The sequence below is a fragment of the Aceticella sp. 75b-Ac genome, from assembly GCF_056032965.2.
Genome location: NZ_CM190971.1, coordinates 734,826 through 757,593 on the forward strand (window position 1 = coordinate 734,826; position 22,768 = coordinate 757,593).

Here is a 22,768-nt window from a genome sequence, read left to right on the forward strand (position 1 = left end):
ATTATTATATCATATGATTAAGTTATATTGATAGATCTAAGTTTTTCTGTCAACCCTGTTATATTAATAGTTATTTTATCACCAAAAACTATAATATCTAAATACCCATTTATAACAGAGAAACTTAAAAGGTCCTGCCTGCATTCCCCTGTTGCAATCTCATTGTAGGAATAGTCAACTGTATAAAGGCAGGATATTATAAAAAACAAATATAACAATACACATAGTATAACCATTCTTCTTTTTAAACGCTTTTTCTTTTTTTCTAATACTCTGCTCACTAACTTTACCTACCTTTCGCACCTCTTTACAAATTAAGACAGGTCAAATTTTCATAAATTGAATCAATCTCTCTATACATTTTCTCACATGAAAACTTATTTATAACATATTCTTTACCGAATTGCGATAATTTTTTTCTTAATTCACTATCATTCACTAATTTTTTAATATATTTTGATAATGCATTTACGTCCCCTGAATTTATGATTATACCATATGAGGAATTCTTTAAAATCTCCGGGATTCCACCTACATTTGTAGCTATTACAGGTTTGCCTTGAAACATTGCTTCGATAATCGAAAGCCCAAATCCTTCCTGATGGGATGGTAATACAAAAATATCTAAATTCCTGAGAAAATCAGGTATATCATCTCTAAAACCTGTAAAAATAAAATTTTCAAGCTTGTGATAATTTACCATCTTTTTTAATTCAGTCATCATAGGACCGTCTCCTGCAACAATAAAATATAAATTGTTTATATCCCTCAGGAGATTAGCTGCATTGACCAAATCCTGTATTCCTTTTGAAGGAATAAGCCTTGCAACAGATCCAACAATCAAGGATTCAGCAGGTAAATTATATTCTTTTCTAAGATTTAAAGTACTGTTAATTTTATATGTACTATTATCAATACAATTATAAATTGTTTTTATCTGGTTTTCCTCTATCCCTTCATATTTTATAATTTCATTCTTTAGTGCATCAGATACAGCAATAAACTGTGATGTCCTTTTGTTTAGATATTTATTTATAAAAAGATAAACATCTCTTTTTAGAGGATGCATTTTATCATATCCAGGAAAATTATGAACTGTGACAACAATTTTGCATTTTTTACCCATGCATGCAATTCTTCCAACGAGGGAAGCCTTTGCTCCATGTATATGAACAATATCAGGTGCAAAAACTTTTATTGCATGTTTAAGCTCCATAATAGAATAAATATCAGCCTTAAGATTAATATTATCTGATATGTCAACATCATAAACGTTGATATCCTTACATCTTAAATCTTCTTTTGTTTTTTTATCAAAATGACAAGCTACAGCCACCATGTATTTATTCATATCCATCATATTTAAAATAGATAAAAGGTGTTTTTTCATACCGCCTTCTGCACGTCTGATTATATGTAATACTTTTATTTTACTCATATTTTTCTCCTTAATACAATTTATTTTAAAGATATTATAAACTTCTCATTGTATATTATTATACAATAAAAAATGCATCTGCTTTTACAAGTAAATGCATATCGATGAATAATCAATTCTAAGTATCTTTTTTGGATTTTTCTTCATATTTAAAGGAATTAGTACTGCCTTTTAAATCATTGCTTAATCCCTTTATTTTTTTACTGCGGCGGTGTATCATTGGAAAAGAAAATAAAAATCCTAATAGCAAACCTAAAAGTATAGAAACGACTATAACCATCGCCTCAGAACATTTAAAACTCCAAAACATAAAATTCACTGTTATTGGCAAATTGTTTTGTATGCCAAAAATAACAGCAACAACAGCTACTACAATAATAAGAAAAAGAGTTCCATACAATATACCTTACCTCCCCTTCAGCAAGCTATTTTAAAAACCCTTCCAATATTTTTTCTTCAGCTTCCTTTTCAGATAAACCTAAAGACATAAGCTTGATTAACTGTTCTGATGAAATCTTACCTATCGCTGCCTCATGTATAAGCTGTGCATCTTGATGAAAAGCCGAAATCGCCGGAATTGATGTAACTTTTGCTTCATCCATAATTATAGCATCACACTGTATATGACCTGCACATTTGTTTTTACCTATCATATTAAAATAATATATCTGCTCAGATTTCCCTTTTGCAACAGACCTTGAGATAATTTGAGCTGAAGAATTCGCCCCCATTAGTTGAATAGTTATATGGGATTCCGCTTTCTGGCTGTAATCAGTAAATAATCTTTCAGTTACTATTAATCGTGCGCCCTCATGAAGTCTAACTTCAGTTTCACGATTTGTAAAATCTACCCCCTTAATCTGTATTAATTCCATTTCAACGAACCCACCTTCGTATACTTCAAGAATAGTTTTAGGATTAAGAATTTTTTTACCTTTACCTTCCCCTTGTGCATAATGCTTTTCAGTATACTTCAAATGAGCATTTTTATGAACCTTAAAATCATGAATACCATCGTGCTGTGAACCTTCATTCCCCGGATTATGGATACCACAACCAGCAACAATAAGCACGTCGCTATCCTCTCCAATGTCAAAACTGTTATAAACCACATCATTTATACCTGCTTTAGAAATAATAACAGGTATATGAACACTTTTATTTTTAGTACCCGGCTTAATAAAAACGTCAATTCCCGGCTTATCATTCTTAGTAACTATAGTAATATCTTCATCAACTTTTCTGTCGACACTTTCTCCATTTTTTCTAAGATTATAGGCAACTTGTGGTATATTATGAGTATCTGATATCGCTTCTAAAACTTGTTTTTCTATTTCACTTAACATATCCTTTCACTTCCTATTTTACATATTTTTCTACAGTCCCCATCTTCACTGTTTCTTATTTCCATCAATATCTCATCTTTATCGGCAACCTCTTTTATTTCTCCATTTGCAATAAGGATAACCTCATCAGCTAAATTTAATATCCTTTCCTGATGTGAAATGATAACTAAGGTTGAATCAGTATCTTCATGCAATTTTTTGAAAGTATCTGCTAATTTTTGAAAACTCCATAAATCTATCCCTGCCTCAGGTTCATCAAATATGGCAAAATTAGGTCTTCTGGCTAAAATTGTTGCAATTTCTATTCGTTTTAGTTCACCTCCAGAGAGACTCCCATCTATTTCTCTATCTATATAATCCTTAGGGCAAAGCCCAACATCCAACAGTAAATTACGCATATCTATCGTTGACTTATCATTTGAAGCCGAAATCTTAAGCAGTTCACTTACCTTCATACCCTTAAATTTAGGCGGATGCTGAAATGCATATCCGATTCCAAGTTTTGCCCTTTCTGTTATTCCAAGATCTGTTATATCTTTTTCATTATAAAAAATTTTACCTGAAGATACCTTATATATTCCCATAAGCAACTTAGCAAGTGAGGATTTCCCTCCGCCATTAGGTCCGGTAATTACATATATTTTATTTTTATCAAATTCAAAGCTTATGTTTTTTATGATTTCTACAGTTTTATCCTCAACCATATAACTGACATTAAGAAGTTTAAGCATTTAAATCACCTTTCTCTGCTTGATTTAATCAATAAACGTTTTCTTTTAACATTATAATTTAATTATATTTTATTGTCAATATAAGTTTTACACTTTACAAAAAAGTTTAAAAAGATCATAAATTATATTGACATAATAAGATAAGGAATCTATAATATAAGGCAAGATACCTATATAGGGTATCACGAACATATAAAGGAGTGAGCAGAATGACGGAAAAAGCCAGTTTAAAGATATTAGGAATGTCTTGTGCAGCATGTGCAGCAAAAATCGAAAAAGAACTTAAAAATATGAAGGGCATTAGTGATGCAAATGTAAATCTGGCATTAGAAAAGGCGACGGTAACATACGACCCTGAAAGAATCAATACAAAAGATATGGAAAATAGTATAAAAGATTTAGGATATGATATTATTAAGGATAAAGTAGAATTAATACTTATAGGCATGTCCTGTGCAGCATGTGCAGCTAAAATTGAAAGGACACTAAATAAATTACCCGGTGTAAGTCATGCTTCAGTAAATTTTGCAACAGAAAATGCAACAGTTGAATACAATTCTGATGAAATAAATGTTGATACAATAATAAAAGCTGTAAGAAATATTGGGTATGATGCAAAAGAAAAAAAAGAAACAGCCATAGAAACAGGAAAAAAAGAAGCAGAAATAAAAAATACGAGAAATCTTGTCATTATATCGTCAATTTTGACAGTTCCATTGTTATTATCCATGATTTTAAGAATATTTAAATTGCCAGGAGGGATTCTTGATAATCCATGGTTTCAAATTACCCTTTCAACACCTGTTCAATTTATAATAGGTTTTAGATATTATAGAGGTGCTTGGCATAACTTAAAAAATAGGTCTGCCAATATGGACACATTAGTGGCACTTGGAACTTCCGCAGCATACTTTTATAGTTTATTTAATGTTCTTACAAAACCAATGTCTCAGATTCATAATTATATGTATTTTGAAGCATCTGCAGTTGTAATTACACTTGTAACATTTGGAAAAATGCTTGAAGCAATAGCAAAGGGTAAGACCTCTGAAGCAATTAGAAAACTTATGGGGCTTCAAGCAAAAACAGCAAGGGTAATAAGAAATGATCAGGAACTGGATATACCAATTGAAGAGGTTAAAGTAAATGATATTATAATCGTCAGACCAGGTGAAAAAATACCTGTTGACGGAAAAATAATCGAGGGATATTCTGCGATTGACGAATCCATGATAACAGGGGAATCAATACCAGTAGAAAAAAATACCGGTGATGAAGTTATAGGTGCAACCATAAACAAAACAGGAACATTTAAATTTAAAGCAACAAAAGTTGGTAAAGATACGGTACTTTCACAAATCGTCAAAATGGTAGAAGATGCACAAGGCTCAAAAGCGCCAATACAGGCATTGGCAGACAAGGTTTCCGGGGTTTTTGTCCCTGTTGTTTTGGTCATAGCAGTTTTAACATTTCTAATATGGTATTTAGTATTAGGCAATATAAATGCAGGTATAATAAATGCGGTCTGTGTCCTTGTTGTTGCATGCCCTTGTTCTCTTGGACTTGCAACACCTACGTCAGTTATGGTAGGAACTGGCAAAGGGGCAGAAAACGGTATTCTCATAAAAGGTGGAGAATATCTGCAAAAAGCTAAAGAGATAAATGCTATAGTACTGGATAAAACCGGTACCATAACTAAAGGAGAACCAGAAGTAACAGATGTTATATCAACAGGCGAGATGAAAGAAGATAAAATAATAGAAATATCAGGAATCGCAGAAAAAAATTCTGAGCATCCCCTTGGTGAAGCAATTGTAAATAAAGCAAGGGAAACATCAAAAAAATTAATAGACCCGGATAAATTTGAAGCTGTACCAGGTCACGGTATTTGTATTACAGTCTATAAAAAAGAGTTTTATATTGGCAACAGAAGACTTATGAAGAAACTAAATATTGATATTTCCGATATAGAACCACAACTAAAAAAATTAGAGTCTGAAGGGAAAACAGCAATGGTCTTAGCTTCTACAAAAAAAGCAGAAGGAATTATCGCAGTGGCTGATACCGTAAAAGATGATTCTAAAAAAGCAATAAAAGAACTGCAAGATATGAATATTGATATATATATGATCACAGGTGATAATAAAAGAACCGCAGTAGCAATAGCAAAACAGGTAGGTATAAAAAATATACTTGCCGAAGTTTTACCTGAACATAAGGCAGAAGAGGTTATGAAACTTCAAAAACAAGGTAAAATAGTTGCAATGGTTGGGGATGGCATAAATGACGCACCAGCGTTGGCACAAGCCGATGTAGGCATTGCCATAGGAACGGGTACTGATGTGGCAATAGAAACATCTGATATAACATTAATAAGCGGAAATTTAATGGGATTGGTAACTGCAATAAAATTAAGCAGAGCTACAATGAGAAATATTCATCAAAATTTATTCTGGGCTTTTATTTACAATTCAATAGGCATCCCAATTGCTGCTATCGGTCTTTTAAATCCGGCTATAGCAGGTGGAGCAATGGCATTCAGCTCTGTATCTGTAGTATCTAACGCCTTGAGGCTTAAAAGATTCAAAGCAGGCAGATAAAAAATATGGGGATGGTAATCTTTCACCATCCCTTTTAACACTAAATCTTTTCAAATGCATCTTTACCTGCTCCACATATGGGACATACCCAATCATCAGGCAGTTGGTCAAAAAGTGTTCCTGGTTTAATATTGTTTTCCATATCTCCTTCTGCAGGATTATAAATGTAATTACAAATAGTACAACGATAACGATCTGTTGCAGCTTTCTTTTCCTCTATTTCTTTTACAAAAGTAGGTGCCGTTTTAGGTGTAGTACCATTTTTAAGCTCTTGGTAATATGCATATGTCATAGGTTCTCCTTTTTCTAAGACAACCGCATCTGTTAAACGTCCTACAAATATGTTATGTGTACTAACTTCAATCTCTTTCAAGACCTCAAGTTCAAAATAAGCCAAAGAATTTTCAATTAAATAAGGAACGCCCTTTGAGGTCACTTGATATTTAACCTGTCCTAATTTATCAACATCTCGTCCTGACTTAAAACCAAAAAGACCGACTAACGACAATGGAGCCTCCTTGGAAAGTACAGAAATGACAAAGTTCTTACTTTCCCGAATCAATCCATAACTGTAATTCTGACGATTAATGCCTACTGCTATAATAGGAGGTTCAGAAGAAACTTGAAATACAGTGTTGGCAATTTGCCCATTTTGATGACTGCCTGCTTTAGCAGTTATTACATATAATCCATACGTTATACTCCTGAGGGCATTTCTATCCAATTGTATCATCTCCCTCTATATTATTTAAATTTTCTAAGATATATTTACTTTATATAAACAAAAAATGAAATTGCAAGATTTAAAATCAGAAAAAATAATTAAAGCAGAATGATTCCCCTTAAAGATTGGAACTAAAGTATTTATTCTTTAGCTTCTATAGTAACTATATCAGCAGTAACTCCTTTGATTGAATTTAGTTCACCACAAAGATTGGATATTTCATCCTTAGACCCGCAAAGCTGTAAAACAATAAAGCCATCTTGTGAGCACACATTATCGTTAGATTCATGCAATCCGAGACGTACTTTAATTATGCAACCGTATTTTGTCAGTATCTCCTGGACTTTTACTGCATTTTCACATCTTTTCCCAATAACAATTCCCATCAAGTTGTAACAATTCATGTGATATTCCTCCTTTGATTTATAAATTTATTTTGAAAGCTTTAATCTTTATTTAAAGAAAAGCTTTCTAATTTAATAGTAACATTTATAAAAGTATTAGTCAACAAGTTGACATATGTATCTGAAAATATTGTATTTAAACATGTAAGATTATATAATACATATAGTTTAACTGTATTTAAGGAAGTGAAATCTATGAAAAATACTTTATTAGATATATATAACAAATTGTTTTCTTTTTTCGGTCCTCAGAATTGGTGGCCGGCTGAGTCTGCCTTTGAAGTAATTATCGGTGCAATTCTCACTCAAAGTGTTTCTTGGAAAAATGTAGAAAAAGCAATAATAAACCTTAAGTATGAAGGTATCCTTTCAATAGAAGGTATTATAAATGTTCAAAATCAAAAACTTGCGAATCTTATACGGTCTACTTTGTACCATAACCAAAAAGCCGATAAACTTAAAAGGTTTTGCCATTATGTAAAAGAAAAATACGATAGCAACATCTTTAAAATATTTGATAAAAACATGTATGAATTAAGAAAAGAACTTTTGCTTATTAAAGGAATAGGAAAAGAAACAGCAGATTCTATAATCTTGTATGCTGCAAATAAACCTATTTTTGTTGTAGATGCTTATACTAAAAGGATTTTTACAAGACTCGGATACTTAAAAGGAAATGAAGATTACCAAATTATTCAAGATTTTTTTATGAATAACCTGCCTTGCAATACTTACTTATTTAATGAATATCACGCTCTTATCGTTGCTCTGGGAAAAAATTACTGTCAAGGTAAAAACCCTTGCTGTGATGTTTGCCCATTAAAAACCTTATGTTCTTACAACAATACATCAATGTGATTTATTCTATAATAAAAATGATTATATATACAGTAAAAGTTTATTTGTTATATCAGATATATCAAAAACTATTTCGTTTATTTTCTTTATCGGCAAAATTTTGAATATGCTATTTGAAACAAATGCACCCTGAAATTTATAAATCTCTTCCTTTTTTATCTGGGTTTCCACGATTTTTATACCCAAATCTATAGCTTTTTTAATTATTTTCTGACGCATTACACCATCAAGGAGTCCACATTCAACCTTTGGTGTTATTATGTTGCATTTATCTATGAAGAAAATATTTGCACAATTTGTTTCGCATATTTCACCATGTTGATTTAAAAATAATGCTTGTGCAAATCCTTTTTCTTTGGCAATACCGGCTTCTATGATATTTACTGCATAATTTGATGATTTTATATATGTTAATGGGTTATTTTTATCTCTTATGCTCTTAGCAAAACAAAGGTCAATACCTTCTTTAAAATTTTCCTTTTTATAATTATATTCTCTATGTGTTATCAAATAACCTTGCTCAAAAGCCGTCAAGCGTAGTATGCTTTTAGTCAACCTATTTTCCTTTATGTATTCATAAACCTTTTCTTTTATCTCCTCATATTTTACATTAAACTCGATATTAAGCTTCTTTAGACCATCGATCATACGTAAATAATGGTCTTTTAAATATTCTGCATTGCCATTTTCGATCAGTATAGTTTCAAAAACAGACATACCATAAAGAAAAGCATTTGAAACAATAATATCCTTTTTTAAGCAGCAATAATATCCCATGTGCTTTCATTCTCCTCCCAAGGTTTTATAAAGAGCTTGTCCTTTATAAAGGGTTTCATAATATTCATCTTCGGGTACGGAATCCCAGATTATTCCTCCCCCCACGTTATAAAATGCCATATTTTTATTAATAACTATCGTCCTAATGGCAATATTCATATCCATATCACCGCAGTATGATATATAACCAATTGAACCTGTATATACATTCCTTTTATACATTTCAAGTTCCTCTATTATCTCCATAGCCCTTATCTTTGGAGCCCCCGTAATAGAACCACCCGGAAATACCGCCTTTATTATTTCATTTATCCCTATATCATCACATAAATTTCCTGTTACCGTTGACACCAAATGGTTTACCGTCGCATATTCTTCTACAGTATAAAGCTGCGGCACTTTTACACTCCCTGCTTTGCATATTTTCCCCAAGTCATTTCTTTCAAGGTCAATAATCATAAGCAGTTCTGCTCTGTCTTTTACGCTATTTAAAAGTTCGGTTTTGAGACACTCATTTTCTGTTATATTGCTCCCTTTTTTCCTCGTACCTTTAATAGGTCTTGTTTCAATATATTTATCTTTAGTAAGAATAAATCTTTCAGGTGATGAGCTTAATACATGAAAGTCTCCAAAATCCAAAAAAGCAGAAAAAGGTGCCGGATTTAATTCCCTTAACCTGTAGTACACCTCTATAGGGCTGCTGAATATTTTACAAAAATACCTGTTAGAAAGGTTGGCTTGATATATATCTCCTTCTTTAATATAATCTTTTATCCTTTTTACTAATTTAATATATTCTTCTTTATTAAAACACGAATCAAGCTTTGATGAATATACCTTAGCAGGAGTAAATTCTTTTTTATCCGGCAGCTTTGAAAATATATAATCCACATCAACTTTTCCATCAATGTAGGTTAGAAATAATCTATTCTCTAAATGGTCATAGATAAAAGCCCAACTGTAAAAACAAAAATATATATCTGGAATATCAATCTGTTTCTTTGCCAAGTCGGGAAGTTTCTCAATCTGCCAAGCTAAATCATATGACAAATATCCAAGTGCCCCTGCCCCAAAAGGAAGCTGCGTAGCATTCTCAGCCTTGTTTTCCTCAAATAATTTATAGAACTCTAAAATAGGATTACCTTTTTTATTTGTTTTAACATCCTTATATTCTATTTCAATATTTTCTCCTGTACTTTTAAATATTGTATCTGCATCAAAAGCCATGATAGAGTATCTTCCGAATTTGTTATGAAGGGAACTGTCAAGCCATATTGAATTTTCCCCCTTATAAAAAGTATTGAACAAAACACTTGGTTCAATATAATTAAGTTCTTTTTTAAATATTTTTAATTTTGCCAAAATGTCTTCCTCCTCATCAATACGTCAAAAAAGTATTCAGCATATAAAGTCCATATTCAGTTAACACAGCTTCAGGATGAAACTGAATGCCTTCAAGTGGATATGATTTATGCTTTATTCCCATTATTTCTCCTTCGTCTGTCCATGCGGTAACAACAAATTCATTAGGTATTGTATCAGGATTAATGACTAAAGAATGATATCTTGTTACATTTAACGGATTTTTTATTCCCATGAAAACACCGGTATTGTTATGATGAATCTTCCATACTTTTCCATGTACCGGTTCTTTTGCTTTTATAATTTCAGATCCAAATGTATAAGCAATTGATTGATGTCCCAAACACACTCCCAAAATAGGAAGCTTGTTATAATACATTTTTATAACCTTTAAAGAAACCCCTGATTCACGTGGCGTACATGGTCCTGGGGAAATCACAATATGGGATGGCTTTATCTCATCTATATCATCTAAATTTATTTCATCATTTCTATAAACCTGAACAGTACCTTTTAACATTTTAAAATACTGAACAAGGTTGTATGTAAAGGAATCATAATTATCGATAATCAACACCTTGCTTATTTGACTCACCCTCTTAAATGTAGAAAATCTTTTATTTTTACATTATAGCAGGAATGATACATAAAAACAACCGGAGGAGAAAATTTATCTATGAAATTAATATCAATTACATATAAAAATATGGAGGACTAATCCTCCTATAAAATCGGTTACCTATTTTATTATAATACTAAATTTATAAATTTATACCTCAAATGGAAAATTTATAATTATACTTTAGAATTTTCTGTATAGCATTTTAATAACATATTATACACCTCTGGTAAAACTTTATAAAGACTTACCGGTTTTTTATTCAGCGTTGTAAAGGGATGTTCTGTCCTGCCTACTGCAAGAAGTTTTTTATCATTCTCACGTATTATATCATATGCAAAACAAATTCTTGTATATTTTAATAATTCTATTTTTGTACGAATTATTATAAGGTCATCATATAGTGCCGAAATTAAATATTTGCAATAGGCTTCTATTACTGGCAGCATTATATTGTTGTCTTCAAGTTCTCTGTATGTCATCCCGAGAGAGCGAAAAAATTCTGTTCTGCCTATCTCAAACCAATTTAAATAATTGGCATAGTATACTACTTCCATCTTATCTGTTTCGCCATAATGTACCCTGATTTCTGTATCATAATACAAAATATTACCCCCTATTAAAAAGCACTGCTATTTAATATTCATAACCCCTTTATAGACCAATCCTCTTGCCGTATCAAGTGTTATTGTCAACCCCTCTGTCAATTTTGATGTTGCACCCTCACATCCAACAATGACAGGAATGCCATAATTCAAGCCAACAATTGCAGCATGTGAAGTAAACCCGCCTTCTTCAGTAATTATACCAGACGCCTTTTCTATTAAAGGCATGTAATCTCTTTCTGTTTTAAGTGCAACGATAATATCACCCTCTTTAAATTTATATCCGTCCTTTTCAACATCATTTACAATACATGCAACACCTGTAATTGATTTTACGCCTATACCAGTCCCTTTAGCTATGACATCACCAACTATATGTACTTTTAACATATTGGTTGTTCCAGTCATATCAACCGGTATACCGGCAGTTATTACTACAATATCCCCATTCCTTACAAGACCTGCCTTTAAAGCCGTTTCAATAGACACTTCTATCATCTCATCTGTTGAATTAACCTTTGGTGAATAAAGTGGATATACTCCCCATACAATGCTTAATCTTCTTGCTACACCTTCATCATGTGTTATTGCAATTATTGGTGCAAAAGGTCTGTATCTTGATACCATTCTTGCAGTATATCCGGATTTAGTAGGGGTAATTATTGCAGATGCACCAATATCCTTTGCAGTTTCACAGGTAGCGTGACTTATTGCATTTGTTACAGATATATTATAATCGATAGTTTTATCACCATTCTTCTTATAGCTGACATATGATTCTATTTTTTCAGCTATACTTGCCATTGTCTTTAATGCTGCAACAGGATATTTCCCTTGAGCAGTTTCCCCTGAAAGCATTATGGCATCTGTTCCGTCAAGTATTGCATTTGCCACATCAGTAACTTCTGCCCTTGTTGGTCTTGGATTCCTTATCATTGAATCCAACATCTGTGTTGCAGTAACAACCGGTTTCCCAACCTTATTGCATTTTTCTATAATCTTTTTCTGAACTATCGGAATGTCTTCAATTGGAATTTCAACACCGAGGTCTCCACGTGCAACCATTATTCCATCAGAAACCTTTATGATTTCATCAATATTTTCAACACCTTCACGGCTTTCAATTTTAGAGATTATGATAACATGACCTGCATTGTTTTTCTCTAAAAGCTTTCTTATTGCCAGCACATCAGCAGCCTTCCTTACAAATGATACAGCAATCATATCTATCCCTTTTTTAATGCCAAATTCAATATCATCCTTGTCTTTTTGTGTTAAAGCTGGTAAATTTAATTTTGCACCAGGTACATTCACACCTTTTTGATCTTTTAATATACCAGAATTTTCAACAATACATTTTATATCCTCTCCGCTGACATCTACCACCTTCATTGAGATAAGCCCATCATCTATCAATATATGAAATCCTTTTTCCACATCCTTAGGAAGGTCTTTATATGTAACAGAACAAATAGTTTCGTCACCCTCGATTTCTCGTGTAGTAATAGTATAAGTTTGACCTTCTTTTAATTCAACTCCACCGTTTTTAAATTTACCCGTTCTTATCTCAGGTCCTTTTGTATCAAGCATTATTGCTATAGGTAAATTCAATTCTTCTCTTATTTTTTTGATATTATCGATTCGTAAACCATGCTCGTTGAAATCCCCATGCGAAAAATTAAGCCTTGCTATATTCAAACCATTTTGAATAAGCTCTTTTAAAATGTTAAAATCATCACTTGCGGGTCCAATAGTAGATACTATCTTAGTTTTGCGCATATCCTCACTCCTTATATTGATAATATTTTACTAAGTTCATATAAGTTATAGTTAAATTCTTTTTTCATAGATAATGCACTATTAATATCATCATCTACTATTTTATTGTTTCTTATACTTACAACCCTTTGAGATTTATTTTCCAGAATCAATTCAACTGCTCTTGCTCCCATCTGGCTTGCAAGAATCCTATCCATCACAGATGGTGCACCACCTCTCTGAATATAACCAAGTGTAGTATGTCTTAAATCAAGTTTCGGAAGTCTTTCCCTTATCATTTTATCTAATTCAGCTGCACTTATAACACCTTCAGCAAGTACGATAATATGGTGGAGTTTTTTTCTTTTAATCCCATATGTGATTTTTTCACAGATTTCATTTATATTCCATTGAACCTCTGGAAGAATTATAATTTCTGCACCACCTGCAACTCCTGCATATAATGCTATATAACCAGCATTTCTCCCCATAACTTCTATTATATTTGCCCTTTCATGGGATGTTGCCGTATCTCTTATTTTATTGATAGCATCAATAGCTGTATTACATGCCGTATCAAACCCTATTGTATAATCTGAACAGGAAATGTCATTATCAATTGTACCAGGAATCCCTATGGTATTTACTCCTGTCTCACTGCTTAAAAGCTGTGCACCTCTAAAAGAACCATCACCGCCAATTACTATAAGTCCCTCAATCCCATGAGTTTTCAAAATTTCTGCTGCTTTTTTCCTTACTTCTTTTTGCTTGAATTCATCACACCTGGCAGTTCTTAGGATGGTTCCGCCTTTTTGAAGAATATCAGCCACAGAGGATAAATTCATATCAATAAATTCACCCTGAAGTATACCTGCATATCCTCGCATAATTCCTTTAACTTTTAAACCATTATAAATAGCAGTTCTTACAACGGCTCTTATGGCAGCATTCATCCCCGGTGCATCGCCACCACTGGTTAATATTCCTATTGTTTTCATTTGCTTTCCTCCTTATCCTTATGCGCTATATCCTGAATTATATGTATTATTACATCATAAACCGTTTCGTATAAGAATATTTTGCGCATCAATTGCTTCTGAATATGGAACCATCACCTCATAACATCCATTCTTATCTACATACTTATCTATGATTCTCAATCTGACTAAGAATCCCTCTTTTATCATAATTTTTTTGACCTTTTCAGCAGTTTCCAAACTATTTGCCATATAAATTACTGTCCACATAAAAAGGCCCCCTTGATTTTATATTATTATTTTAGTTTATTTTTAATATAGTATCAACAAACATCTTAAAAATTACATGATTTTAACATTATCTTTCCCAAGGATATTATTTAATTCTTCAATCATATGTTCATTCCCATTGACCCATAAATCCTTATTTGCTACAAAGTTTTTATTGCTTAATCTTATAAAAACGGGTATATTCCCTTTGTGTTTGCTTAATATCATTTTAATTTTCTCTATATTTACAGATTTTTTAATATTAAGCCAAAGCTTTTTATTTATAATATGTGTTAGCGGTTTTATTTCGTCACACAGTATTTTTGGTTCTTCATCTTCTTTTATGCTAACTTTCCCCCTAATTATAACAGGAAAATCTTCTTTAATATAATTTAAGTATTTTTCATATACTGAAGGAAAAACAATTACCTCAATCGTACCATATAAATCTTCAATACTTATAAATGCCATCATATTATTATTTTTTGTAAATTTGACTTTTTTTCTCTCTATTATTCCTGCCAGTATTACTTCCTGATTATCGAATATTTGACTTTTTGTCAATTCTTCATCATTTGATTTAATATCCCTCGTGGTATATTTAGTTATCTTTTGAATATCTTCAATAAACTCATCAAGGGGATGTCCGCTTATGTACAATCCCATCACTTCTTTTTCCATGGATAAAATTATATTCTTAGGAAATTCTTCTAAATCAGGAAAAATAAAATCCATTAAATTTTCTGTATCTTTATGTTTAAAAAAGGATATCTGCCCATCCAAATTTCTTCCTTTATTTTTATAAACATCCTCCATCATTTTTTCATATACTGCAAGAAGTTGTGACCTGTAAATGCCGAATGAGCTAAAAGCACCTGCCTTTATCAAACTTTCAACAGCCTTCTTATTTAACTGACTTCCCTCTAACCTTTCAAAAAAATCTACTATCGACTTATATTTGCCATTTGCTTCCCTTTCATTAACTATTTCATATGTCACATTTAAACCGACATTTTTAACAGCTGCAAGTCCAAAACGTATATTAGCATCTATGACACTGAAATGTGAGAAACTCTCATTAATATCAGGTGGCAATATCTTTATTCCCATTTTTCTGCATACCTGAACATAAAATGCAACCTTGTCCATGTTATCAACAAAATTATTCAAAAGTGCCGCCATAAATTCCACGGGATAATATTTTTTTAAATAAGCCGTTTGATATGCTATAACAGCATATGCCGCCGCATGGGATTTATTAAAAGCATATTTAGCAAAATCCATCATTTCATCAAATAATTTATTTGCGGTTTTCTCATCAACTCCATTTTGTACCGCACCAGGCACAACATAGGCACCATTTTCATCTTTTATACCAAAAATAAAATTCTTTCGTTCTTCTTCCATAACCTTCATTTTTTTCTTTGACATGGCACGTCTTACAAGGTCAGACCTTCCAAGAGAATATCCTGCCAAATCTCGTACTATCTGCATTACCTGTTCCTGATAAACCATACAGCCATATGTGACTTCAAGTATAGGTTTTAAAAGCGGATGTTCATATTTTATTTTGTCTGGATTATTTTTATTTTCTATGTACCTTGGTATCTGGTCCATAGGACCTGGTCTATAAAGGGAAATCCCTGCTATAATATCTTCAAGCTTTTGAGGCTTTAATTCCGTCATAAATTGTTTCATGCCTGATGACTCAAGCTGAAAAACCCCTTCCGTATCACCATGGCTTATAAGGTCATATACATGACTGTCCTCGAAATTAATATTATTAATATCTACTTCAATACCGGTATTTTCTTTTATCATGTTAACCGTGTCTCGTATAACCGTAATTGTTCTTAAACCCAAAAAATCCATTTTAAGCAGTCCAAGTTCTTCAAGGGTTGTCATCGTAAATTGTGTTACAATTGTGCCTTCATTCTTCTGAAGCGGAACATATTTAACAAGAGGTTCTCTCGATATGACAACACCTGCTGCATGTGTTGATGCATGTCTCGGAAGCCCTTCAAGGGATTTTGATATATCTATAAGTAATTTAATCCTTTCATCTTCCTCATATCTTTTCTTTAATTCCAAATTGCATAGAAGCGCCTTATCAATAGTCATGCTTAGTTCAAAAGGTATCATCTTAGCTATTGAATCAACTTCGGCATAGGGATAATTTAAAGCTCTGCCCACATCCCTTATGACTGCCCTTGCTGCCATAGTTCCAAATGTAATTATCTGTGCAACCTTATCTTCTCCATATTTTTTCACAACATAATCAATTACTTCCTGTCTTCTTTCATAGCAAAAATCCGAATCAATATCAGGCATGCTGACTCTTTCAGGATTTAAAAACCTTTCAAAAAGAAGATTATACCTTATCGGATCTATTTTTGTTATGCCAAGGCAGTATGCCACTAAACTGCCGGCTGCAGAACCCCTTCCCGGACCTGTCATAATATTATTGTCATTTGCAAATTTAATAAAATCCCATACAATTAAGAAATAATCTACAAATCCCATCTGTTCAATAACAGATATCTCATAATTTAGCCTGTCTATTATCTCATCAGTTATTTCACTATATCTTTTCTTTAAACCATCAAAACATAGTTGCCTTAAATATTCTGCTGATGTTATTCCATCAGGCAGCTCATATTTAGGAAGCTTAGTTTTATTAAACTCAAATTCAATATCACACATATCTGCAATTTTTTCAGTATTTTGAATAGCTTCTTTACAAAAAGAGAATAGCTTTTCCATCTCTTCAGGTGATTTAAGATAAAATTCATCAGTAGGAAATGACATCCTGTCTTTGTCCTCTAAATTTTTCCCAGTCTGGATACATAAAAGGACTTCGTGTGCTTTATGATCCGATTTTTCAAGATAATGTACATCATTTGTTGCAACTAATGGTATACCTGTTTCCTTAGACAATTCAATAAGCTGTAAATTAATCTTTTCCTGCTCTTCAATACCATGGTCCTGAAGTTCTAAATAAAAGTTATCCTTTCCAAATATTGACTGATATAAAATGGCGGTATCATGTGCTTTTTCATAATCACCCATTGACAGATATGAAGGTATTTCACCACCAAGACAGGCACTTAATGCTATTAATCCTTCACTATGACTCCTTAAAAAATCATGGTCAATCCTCGGTTTGTAATAAAATCCATCAATTGATGCTTTTGAAACAATTTCCATTAGATTTCGATAACCTGTTAGATTTTTGCACAAAAGCACCAGATGGTAATTCTGATTATCAATACCATAATCCTTGTCATATAAGGAACGTGGTGCAATATATATTTCACATCCTATGATTGGTTTTATACCTTGAGCTTTTGCTTCTTTATAAAAATCTATTACACCATACATTACCCCATGATCGGTTATGGCAACTGATGACATATTTAGTTCTTTAACCTTCCTTATTAGCTCTTTTATCCTGCATGAGCCATCTAATAAGCTATATTCCGAATGAACATGCAGATGTACAAACATAATCATCACCTTCGCGGAGAAATTCAATTTGAAATTAAAAATTAATGCTTATAAATAGCATTAATTTTTAATTTCATGTAAATCTTCAAAAACCTTTTATCTATTCTTCACCAAATTTTGAATCAATTAAATTTATTAGTGATTTTATTGCCTCTTGCTCATCACTTCCATCTGCTATTATTTTAATAGTATCACTCTCTCCAACTCCAAGGGACATAATCCCCATAATGCTTTTAGCATTTACCTTTTTATTGTCTTTTTCCACCCAGATTTGGGAAGAAAATTTACTTGCGGTTTGTACAAATAAAGCTGCCGGTCTTGCATCAAGACCTGTTTTATTCTTAATTTCGACCGTTTTTTCAATCATAATTTTAGTCTCCTTTCCTTTATTTCTAATGCTATTTCTTCGATTTTTCTTAATCTATGATTTACTCCTGATTTTCCAACAGGAGGAACCAACATTTGACCTAATTCTTTTAAACTTATATCAGGGTATTTTAAACGTATTTCGGCAATTTCTTTTAAGCTATCAGGTAGATTGTTTAAACCCACTGTTTGTTTTATATAATCTATGTTTTCAATCTGCCTTATTGAAGCATTTATTGTTTTTGTTAAATTTGCAGTTTCACAATTTACAAGCCTGTTAACCTTATTTCTCATATCCTTGTAAACCCTTATATTCTCAAAATTTAACAGGGATTTATGTGCACCTATTATATTCAAAATATCGACAATATTTTCTCCTTCTTTTAAGTATACTACATAATTATTTTTTCTTGCAATGATTTTTGAATGTAAATGATAAGAATTTATTAATCCCTTTAAATCTTTTGCATGATCTATATTTTGTGTAATGAATTCAAGATGATATCCTTTTTCGGGATCGCTTACCGAACCGCCCCCTAAGAAGACTCCTCTTAAATATGCTCTTTTACAACATTTATACTTTATAATGTCTTTATCAATGCCATAATTTAATTTTATCCCATCTTCGCCATTATTAAATATCTTAACAACTTTAAGTATAGTCTCCGCAGATGATTTTTCCGGAATCAATATTAAGTAGCTAAGAGATTTTTTAAAATGGCTATTCCTTTTTACCATGACTTCTGACGTTATACCGAATATATCTTTGATTAATTTAAAGATGAGCCTTGCAACAGAAGCATTTTCTGTTATAAAGCTTAAACTCATTCTCTGATGCCCGTAAATTGATATTGTACCTATAGACCTTGTAAGAGCAGCAAGTTCTGCAATTTTGCAACATATATCAGAAGGATAAATTTTTGAAAGCTCATTTTTTGTTACAGATGAAAAAGACATTTTATTCCACCTCATGTCTTACTACATTTTTATTATACTACATAATTATACAAACTCCTATTGATTTAAATCAATAGGAGTTTGTATAATTATGAATTTATCTTGCTGATTTCCCATTCGATGTAATTTTTCGAGTTCTTCCAGTCGCCTTTTTCTTTGAAATCACACCATTCTTTAAATTCTTTATAGTCTTTCCATTCTTCGTATTCTCCCGTTTCAACAAGTTTTTTTACTGTTACAAACTTTAATATATCAAGATTTCCATAAAGTCTTTCATAATCTTTGTAAATATGATAGTCTCTTCCATACCGTAGCTTTGCTTCCATACTCTCACCCCAAATTTTTTAAACATACAGAAAATAATTTGTTTATTACTTAAAACAATATCTATGATATATTATTCTATACGTTTTTAATTAGTTACTATAATTAAGGCGAGGTATGATATTGCTTTTAATTCTATCTGTGTATTTTTAATGTAACAGGTGCAGGTATACTGATTTTCTGTATATCTTGTCCATCTACTGTAATTTTAACATCCGGGGGATTTCCCATCAAAATTTCAATATTGTCTTTTATATTAAAGCTTTTTGACATGCCGTTATACAGAGTACCTTCATATACATTAGCACCATCAGCTTTAATACTGAACCAGCATTGCTGCCCCGGAATAAAAATATCTACCTTGTTTGTTTTTTTTGCAGTTATAATCTTATATTCAACGTCCTTTTTTGTACTGCTTACAAGTTGCAAAGCAGTTGTAAAATCATTTTGATTATACACTGAATTTGCAGTTGTTTTATTAGAATTGTTTTTGTTGCTTTTATTTGTCTGTGTTGTGTTTGGAACAGGGGTAACCACTTTATTTATCTGGGCAACAATATAGTATATTCCATAACATAAAATACCCACTATAATTATCCCTATAATTGGTTTAATTAATTTTCTCAAAAACACAGCAGTATCGAAATTTTTTTCCGCCTTTTGATATGTCGAAACATCTTCAATTTTATTTGCTTCTTCTTTTTCCTCAAATAAATAATTATATTTGCTTAAAAGTTCATTAGCATCAACCCCGACAGCCTCTGCATAACTCTTTATAAATCCCTTTGCATAAACCAGTGCAGGTATATCATCCAAGTTTCCATCCTCTATAGCTTTTAAATATTTTATCCTGACTTTTGTTATCTCTTGCAGTTCATCAAGTGTAATACCTTTTTTTAATCTTTCATTTTTTAAAAATTCACCTAACTCCTTCACGAAAATCACCCCATAAAAATACTAAACACAGATTTGCTTCATGCTATTATAAGTATACCAATAAATCATATTTTTTTCATCTTTTTTCTTGCAAGTAAATCTACAAATGCCTCGAGTCTTGTCTGATATCCAGCCTGTCCCGTATTTTCATCATAGCTTAAGGACATTACCGGTATGTTCATATCACGACCTATTTTTGCAATAATTCCCTGTGCAACAATCTCTGGCGTGCATGTAAATGGAAATACCTGAATAATTCCATCATAACCTTTTTTCGCATACTTTACCGTGTTTGCAACAGTATTTAATCCATGTCCCCCTATATCCCTTTCAAGATATCCTTTAGCATTTTTTTTAAATTCTAATTTCTGTGGTAATTTAAAAGCACTGTTTTTTAAATAATCTGATAAATATTCTGTTTTTGTAACTTCAACCCCTAATTCATTGAGGGCTTTACAAATGTTCATATTTGAAAAAGCCTCTAACAGTAAATATATTTCTCCAACAACCGCTACTTTAATTTGAATATCATTGATCCGATTTGCATTACGTTTCATTTTAAGTATTCCTTCATGTAATACCTCATCAAGTTCTTTTTTGTTTTGAGATTCATCCAATAATTTTGTATATTCATCATAAATCTTTGTAACAAGCCCTGTTTCATTTTCATGAGCTCTATAATTAAGAAGCTGTTTTTCAAGCTTATCTGCCGCAAAAATTTTTTGTATCGCAAATATTAATGATTTCAAAGCTGGTTGCCATCCAATACCAGGAAATTCCTCTGAAAGCTCTTTTAAAAAATCAGCCAATCTTCCATGGGGTGGCTCTACAATTATCATTTTAAAATCAAAACCAAGGTCCTTAAGTATTTCTCTTTGAACCTCACCATAATATCCAAAGCGGCATGGGCCGACACCACCAAGCATTATAATAGTATCAGCACCTTTTTCTAAGGTTTCAATGAAATTGCCAAGATTAATTTTAAGGGGAAGACATGCAAATTCGGGAGAATATTTTACGCCAAGGGATAAGGTTCGATTTGTAATTGGAGGAGGCTCAATAATATCTACTCCTATACCTGAAAACATAGTTTTCAAAGCTATATTAAGTGGACCCATATGTGGATATGTTATCTTCATACAACAATCTCTCCTTTTTTCCACCTTAATAAATCCATAAATGCTTCAAGCCTTGTAAGTATACCTGCTTCACCCGTATGCTCATCAATTGTTAATGACATAAAAGGAATTTTGCCATCTCTTTTATAATATCTTTCTAAAATTTCCTCTATCAACGAATCAGGTCCACAGCCAAAAGCTGAAACAGTTATTACTCCATCTACATTTTTATTGTCAAGAAAATATTGACCTGCACCCAAAATATCATGTCCATATGTCCAAAAAGAATCTTTGGGTAATTTTCTAACTCCCATTTCAATTTTATTTTTTTCAACCATTTCTATGGTATAAACAAATGCTCCCATTTCTCGCAATCTATCTACAATTCCCATACAAATATAGTCATCCATAATGTCATAAGAATGTGCCAACAATGCAATCTTTAAATTTCCATTATTTGTTACTTTTACATCCTCACCTTCAAGGCTTTTTATGGCTTCATTTGGAGAAAAGCCCATTTTCATTATTCCCTCGAAATTATTTTGCATTTCAAGTGCTTTATAATACCCCGTATATATTTTTGCCTTATCACTTACAAATTTCTCCCCTGTACGTACTATTTCCCTCATCAGTGATTTATCATTTTTATATAAATCAATCTTAGTATCGATTATTTCAGGTAAATCCGGTACAAGACATTTAACCATATCAGGCAGTCCGAGAAATTTAGCACACAAATATTTTTTCGGTTCTATACTTACAATCCTAGGAATAAAGATGTAGTCAACACCCTTTTCTTTTAAATCGATGACATGTCCAACAAATACTTTGACAGGTAAACATGCTTCATCTACACAGCTTTTTACCCCGTCGTCAATTATTTTTTTACATGTATTCCCTGATGTGATTACCTCCGCCCCTAATTCGTTAAAAAATACCTTCCAAGCAGGATAAAAATTATAATACAAAAGTGCTTTAGGTATTCCTACTTTTTTATTCATATAATTCCTCCATCACTTTAAAACAATATTAAAATTTTTAAGCAAGTATAAATACTGAAAAATATATGCCTATTTTTACCTATGAAGTAA

Annotated in this window: 23 protein-coding genes; 2 read left to right on the forward strand and 21 right to left on the reverse strand. The window is 31.9% G+C overall.

Going from position 1 to position 22,768, the window contains the following annotated elements:
* Window positions 1-17: 17 nt before the first annotated feature.
* From AC0LWJ_RS03970 to AC0LWJ_RS03990, 5 genes are all read right to left on the reverse strand, one after another.
* Window positions 18-281 (reverse strand): hypothetical protein, encoded by a 264-nt coding sequence (locus AC0LWJ_RS03970; RefSeq protein ID WP_474237625.1) that lies wholly within the window; start codon window positions 279-281, stop codon window positions 18-20.
* 26 nt (window positions 282-307) lie between these two features.
* A complete protein-coding gene (locus AC0LWJ_RS03975; RefSeq protein ID WP_474237626.1) occupies window positions 308-1,438 on the reverse strand; it encodes a glycosyltransferase family 4 protein in 1,131 nt (376 codons plus the stop codon).
* Between the two features lie 118 nt (window positions 1,439-1,556).
* Complete coding sequence (locus AC0LWJ_RS03980) at window positions 1,557-1,838, reverse strand: lipopolysaccharide assembly protein LapA domain-containing protein (RefSeq protein WP_474237627.1); 282 nt, start codon at window positions 1,836-1,838, stop codon at window positions 1,557-1,559.
* A 25-nt stretch (window positions 1,839-1,863) separates the two neighbouring features.
* Complete coding sequence (locus tag AC0LWJ_RS03985; RefSeq protein ID WP_474237628.1) at window positions 1,864-2,784, reverse strand: SufB/SufD family protein; 921 nt, start codon at window positions 2,782-2,784, stop codon at window positions 1,864-1,866.
* Window positions 2,778-3,515: an ABC transporter ATP-binding protein gene (locus AC0LWJ_RS03990; RefSeq protein ID WP_474237629.1), complete on the reverse strand. Its 738-nt coding sequence runs from the start codon at window positions 3,513-3,515 to the stop codon at window positions 2,778-2,780. Before AC0LWJ_RS03990 ends, AC0LWJ_RS03985 begins: the two co-directional genes overlap by 7 nt.
* A 209-nt stretch (window positions 3,516-3,724) precedes the next feature.
* Between AC0LWJ_RS03990 and AC0LWJ_RS03995 the strand changes: the two genes are divergently transcribed.
* Window positions 3,725-6,115: a heavy metal translocating P-type ATPase gene (locus AC0LWJ_RS03995; protein ID WP_474237630.1), complete on the forward strand. Its 2,391-nt coding sequence runs from the start codon at window positions 3,725-3,727 to the stop codon at window positions 6,113-6,115.
* Window positions 6,116-6,155: 40 nt separating this feature from the next.
* Here the strand turns inward: AC0LWJ_RS03995 and rd are convergent, their stop codons facing one another.
* Window positions 6,156-6,839: a rubredoxin gene (rd, locus tag AC0LWJ_RS04000; RefSeq protein WP_474237631.1), complete on the reverse strand. Its 684-nt coding sequence runs from the start codon at window positions 6,837-6,839 to the stop codon at window positions 6,156-6,158.
* A gap of 140 nt (window positions 6,840-6,979) precedes the next feature.
* On the reverse strand, window positions 6,980-7,243 hold the full coding sequence (locus tag AC0LWJ_RS04005; protein WP_474237632.1) for a CPF_0552 family protein: 264 nt from the start codon (window positions 7,241-7,243) through the stop codon (window positions 6,980-6,982).
* A gap of 195 nt (window positions 7,244-7,438) precedes the next feature.
* Between AC0LWJ_RS04005 and AC0LWJ_RS04010 the strand changes: the two genes are divergently transcribed.
* On the forward strand, window positions 7,439-8,101 hold the full coding sequence (locus AC0LWJ_RS04010; protein ID WP_474237633.1) for an endonuclease III domain-containing protein: 663 nt from the start codon (window positions 7,439-7,441) through the stop codon (window positions 8,099-8,101).
* Between the two features lie 21 nt (window positions 8,102-8,122).
* Here the strand turns inward: AC0LWJ_RS04010 and AC0LWJ_RS04015 are convergent, their stop codons facing one another.
* From AC0LWJ_RS04015 to AC0LWJ_RS04080, 14 genes are all read right to left on the reverse strand, one after another.
* Entirely contained in the window at window positions 8,123-8,878 is a 756-nt protein-coding gene (locus AC0LWJ_RS04015; protein ID WP_474237634.1) for an aminotransferase class IV, read from the reverse strand.
* Window positions 8,879-8,884: 6 nt separating this feature from the next.
* On the reverse strand, window positions 8,885-10,240 hold the full coding sequence (gene pabB, locus AC0LWJ_RS04020) for an aminodeoxychorismate synthase component I (protein ID WP_474237635.1): 1,356 nt from the start codon (window positions 10,238-10,240) through the stop codon (window positions 8,885-8,887).
* A gap of 16 nt (window positions 10,241-10,256) precedes the next feature.
* Window positions 10,257-10,760: an anthranilate synthase component II gene (locus tag AC0LWJ_RS04025; protein WP_503031492.1), complete on the reverse strand. Its 504-nt coding sequence runs from the start codon at window positions 10,758-10,760 to the stop codon at window positions 10,257-10,259.
* 275 nt (window positions 10,761-11,035) lie between these two features.
* On the reverse strand, window positions 11,036-11,416 hold the full coding sequence (locus tag AC0LWJ_RS04030; protein ID WP_503031493.1) for an acyl-CoA thioesterase: 381 nt from the start codon (window positions 11,414-11,416) through the stop codon (window positions 11,036-11,038).
* Between the two features lie 75 nt (window positions 11,417-11,491).
* Complete coding sequence (pyk, locus tag AC0LWJ_RS04035) at window positions 11,492-13,243, reverse strand: pyruvate kinase (protein WP_474237638.1); 1,752 nt, start codon at window positions 13,241-13,243, stop codon at window positions 11,492-11,494.
* A gap of 11 nt (window positions 13,244-13,254) precedes the next feature.
* Window positions 13,255-14,220, reverse strand: a complete 966-nt coding sequence (gene pfkA / locus AC0LWJ_RS04040; RefSeq protein WP_474237639.1) for a 6-phosphofructokinase — start codon at window positions 14,218-14,220, stop codon at window positions 13,255-13,257.
* Window positions 14,221-14,274: 54 nt separating this feature from the next.
* The gene (locus AC0LWJ_RS04045) at window positions 14,275-14,469 is read right to left on the reverse strand and encodes a hypothetical protein (protein ID WP_474237640.1); all 195 of its coding nucleotides are present in this window, start codon (window positions 14,467-14,469) and stop codon (window positions 14,275-14,277) included.
* 72 nt (window positions 14,470-14,541) lie between these two features.
* Entirely contained in the window at window positions 14,542-17,976 is a 3,435-nt protein-coding gene (locus AC0LWJ_RS04050; protein WP_474237641.1) for a DNA polymerase III subunit alpha, read from the reverse strand.
* Between the two features lie 100 nt (window positions 17,977-18,076).
* On the reverse strand, window positions 18,077-18,343 hold the full coding sequence (locus tag AC0LWJ_RS04055; RefSeq protein ID WP_474237642.1) for an HPr family phosphocarrier protein: 267 nt from the start codon (window positions 18,341-18,343) through the stop codon (window positions 18,077-18,079).
* Window positions 18,340-19,299, reverse strand: a complete 960-nt coding sequence (whiA, locus tag AC0LWJ_RS04060; protein WP_474237643.1) for a DNA-binding protein WhiA — start codon at window positions 19,297-19,299, stop codon at window positions 18,340-18,342. The genes AC0LWJ_RS04055 and whiA overlap by 4 nt, the downstream gene beginning before the upstream one ends.
* Before the next feature lie 89 nt (window positions 19,300-19,388).
* Window positions 19,389-19,625: a hypothetical protein gene (locus tag AC0LWJ_RS04065; protein ID WP_474237644.1), complete on the reverse strand. Its 237-nt coding sequence runs from the start codon at window positions 19,623-19,625 to the stop codon at window positions 19,389-19,391.
* A gap of 133 nt (window positions 19,626-19,758) precedes the next feature.
* On the reverse strand, window positions 19,759-20,559 hold the full coding sequence (locus AC0LWJ_RS04070) for a helix-turn-helix domain-containing protein (protein WP_474237645.1): 801 nt from the start codon (window positions 20,557-20,559) through the stop codon (window positions 19,759-19,761).
* Window positions 20,560-20,624: 65 nt separating this feature from the next.
* The gene (locus tag AC0LWJ_RS04075; protein WP_474237646.1) at window positions 20,625-21,698 is read right to left on the reverse strand and encodes a hypothetical protein; all 1,074 of its coding nucleotides are present in this window, start codon (window positions 21,696-21,698) and stop codon (window positions 20,625-20,627) included.
* Window positions 21,695-22,678 carry an acyl-CoA dehydratase activase-related protein gene (locus AC0LWJ_RS04080; RefSeq protein WP_474237647.1) on the reverse strand — a complete coding sequence of 328 codons (984 nt, stop codon included), beginning with the start codon at window positions 22,676-22,678 and terminating at the stop codon, window positions 21,695-21,697. The genes AC0LWJ_RS04075 and AC0LWJ_RS04080 overlap by 4 nt, the downstream gene beginning before the upstream one ends.
* Between the last annotated feature and the right edge of the window lie 90 nt (window positions 22,679-22,768).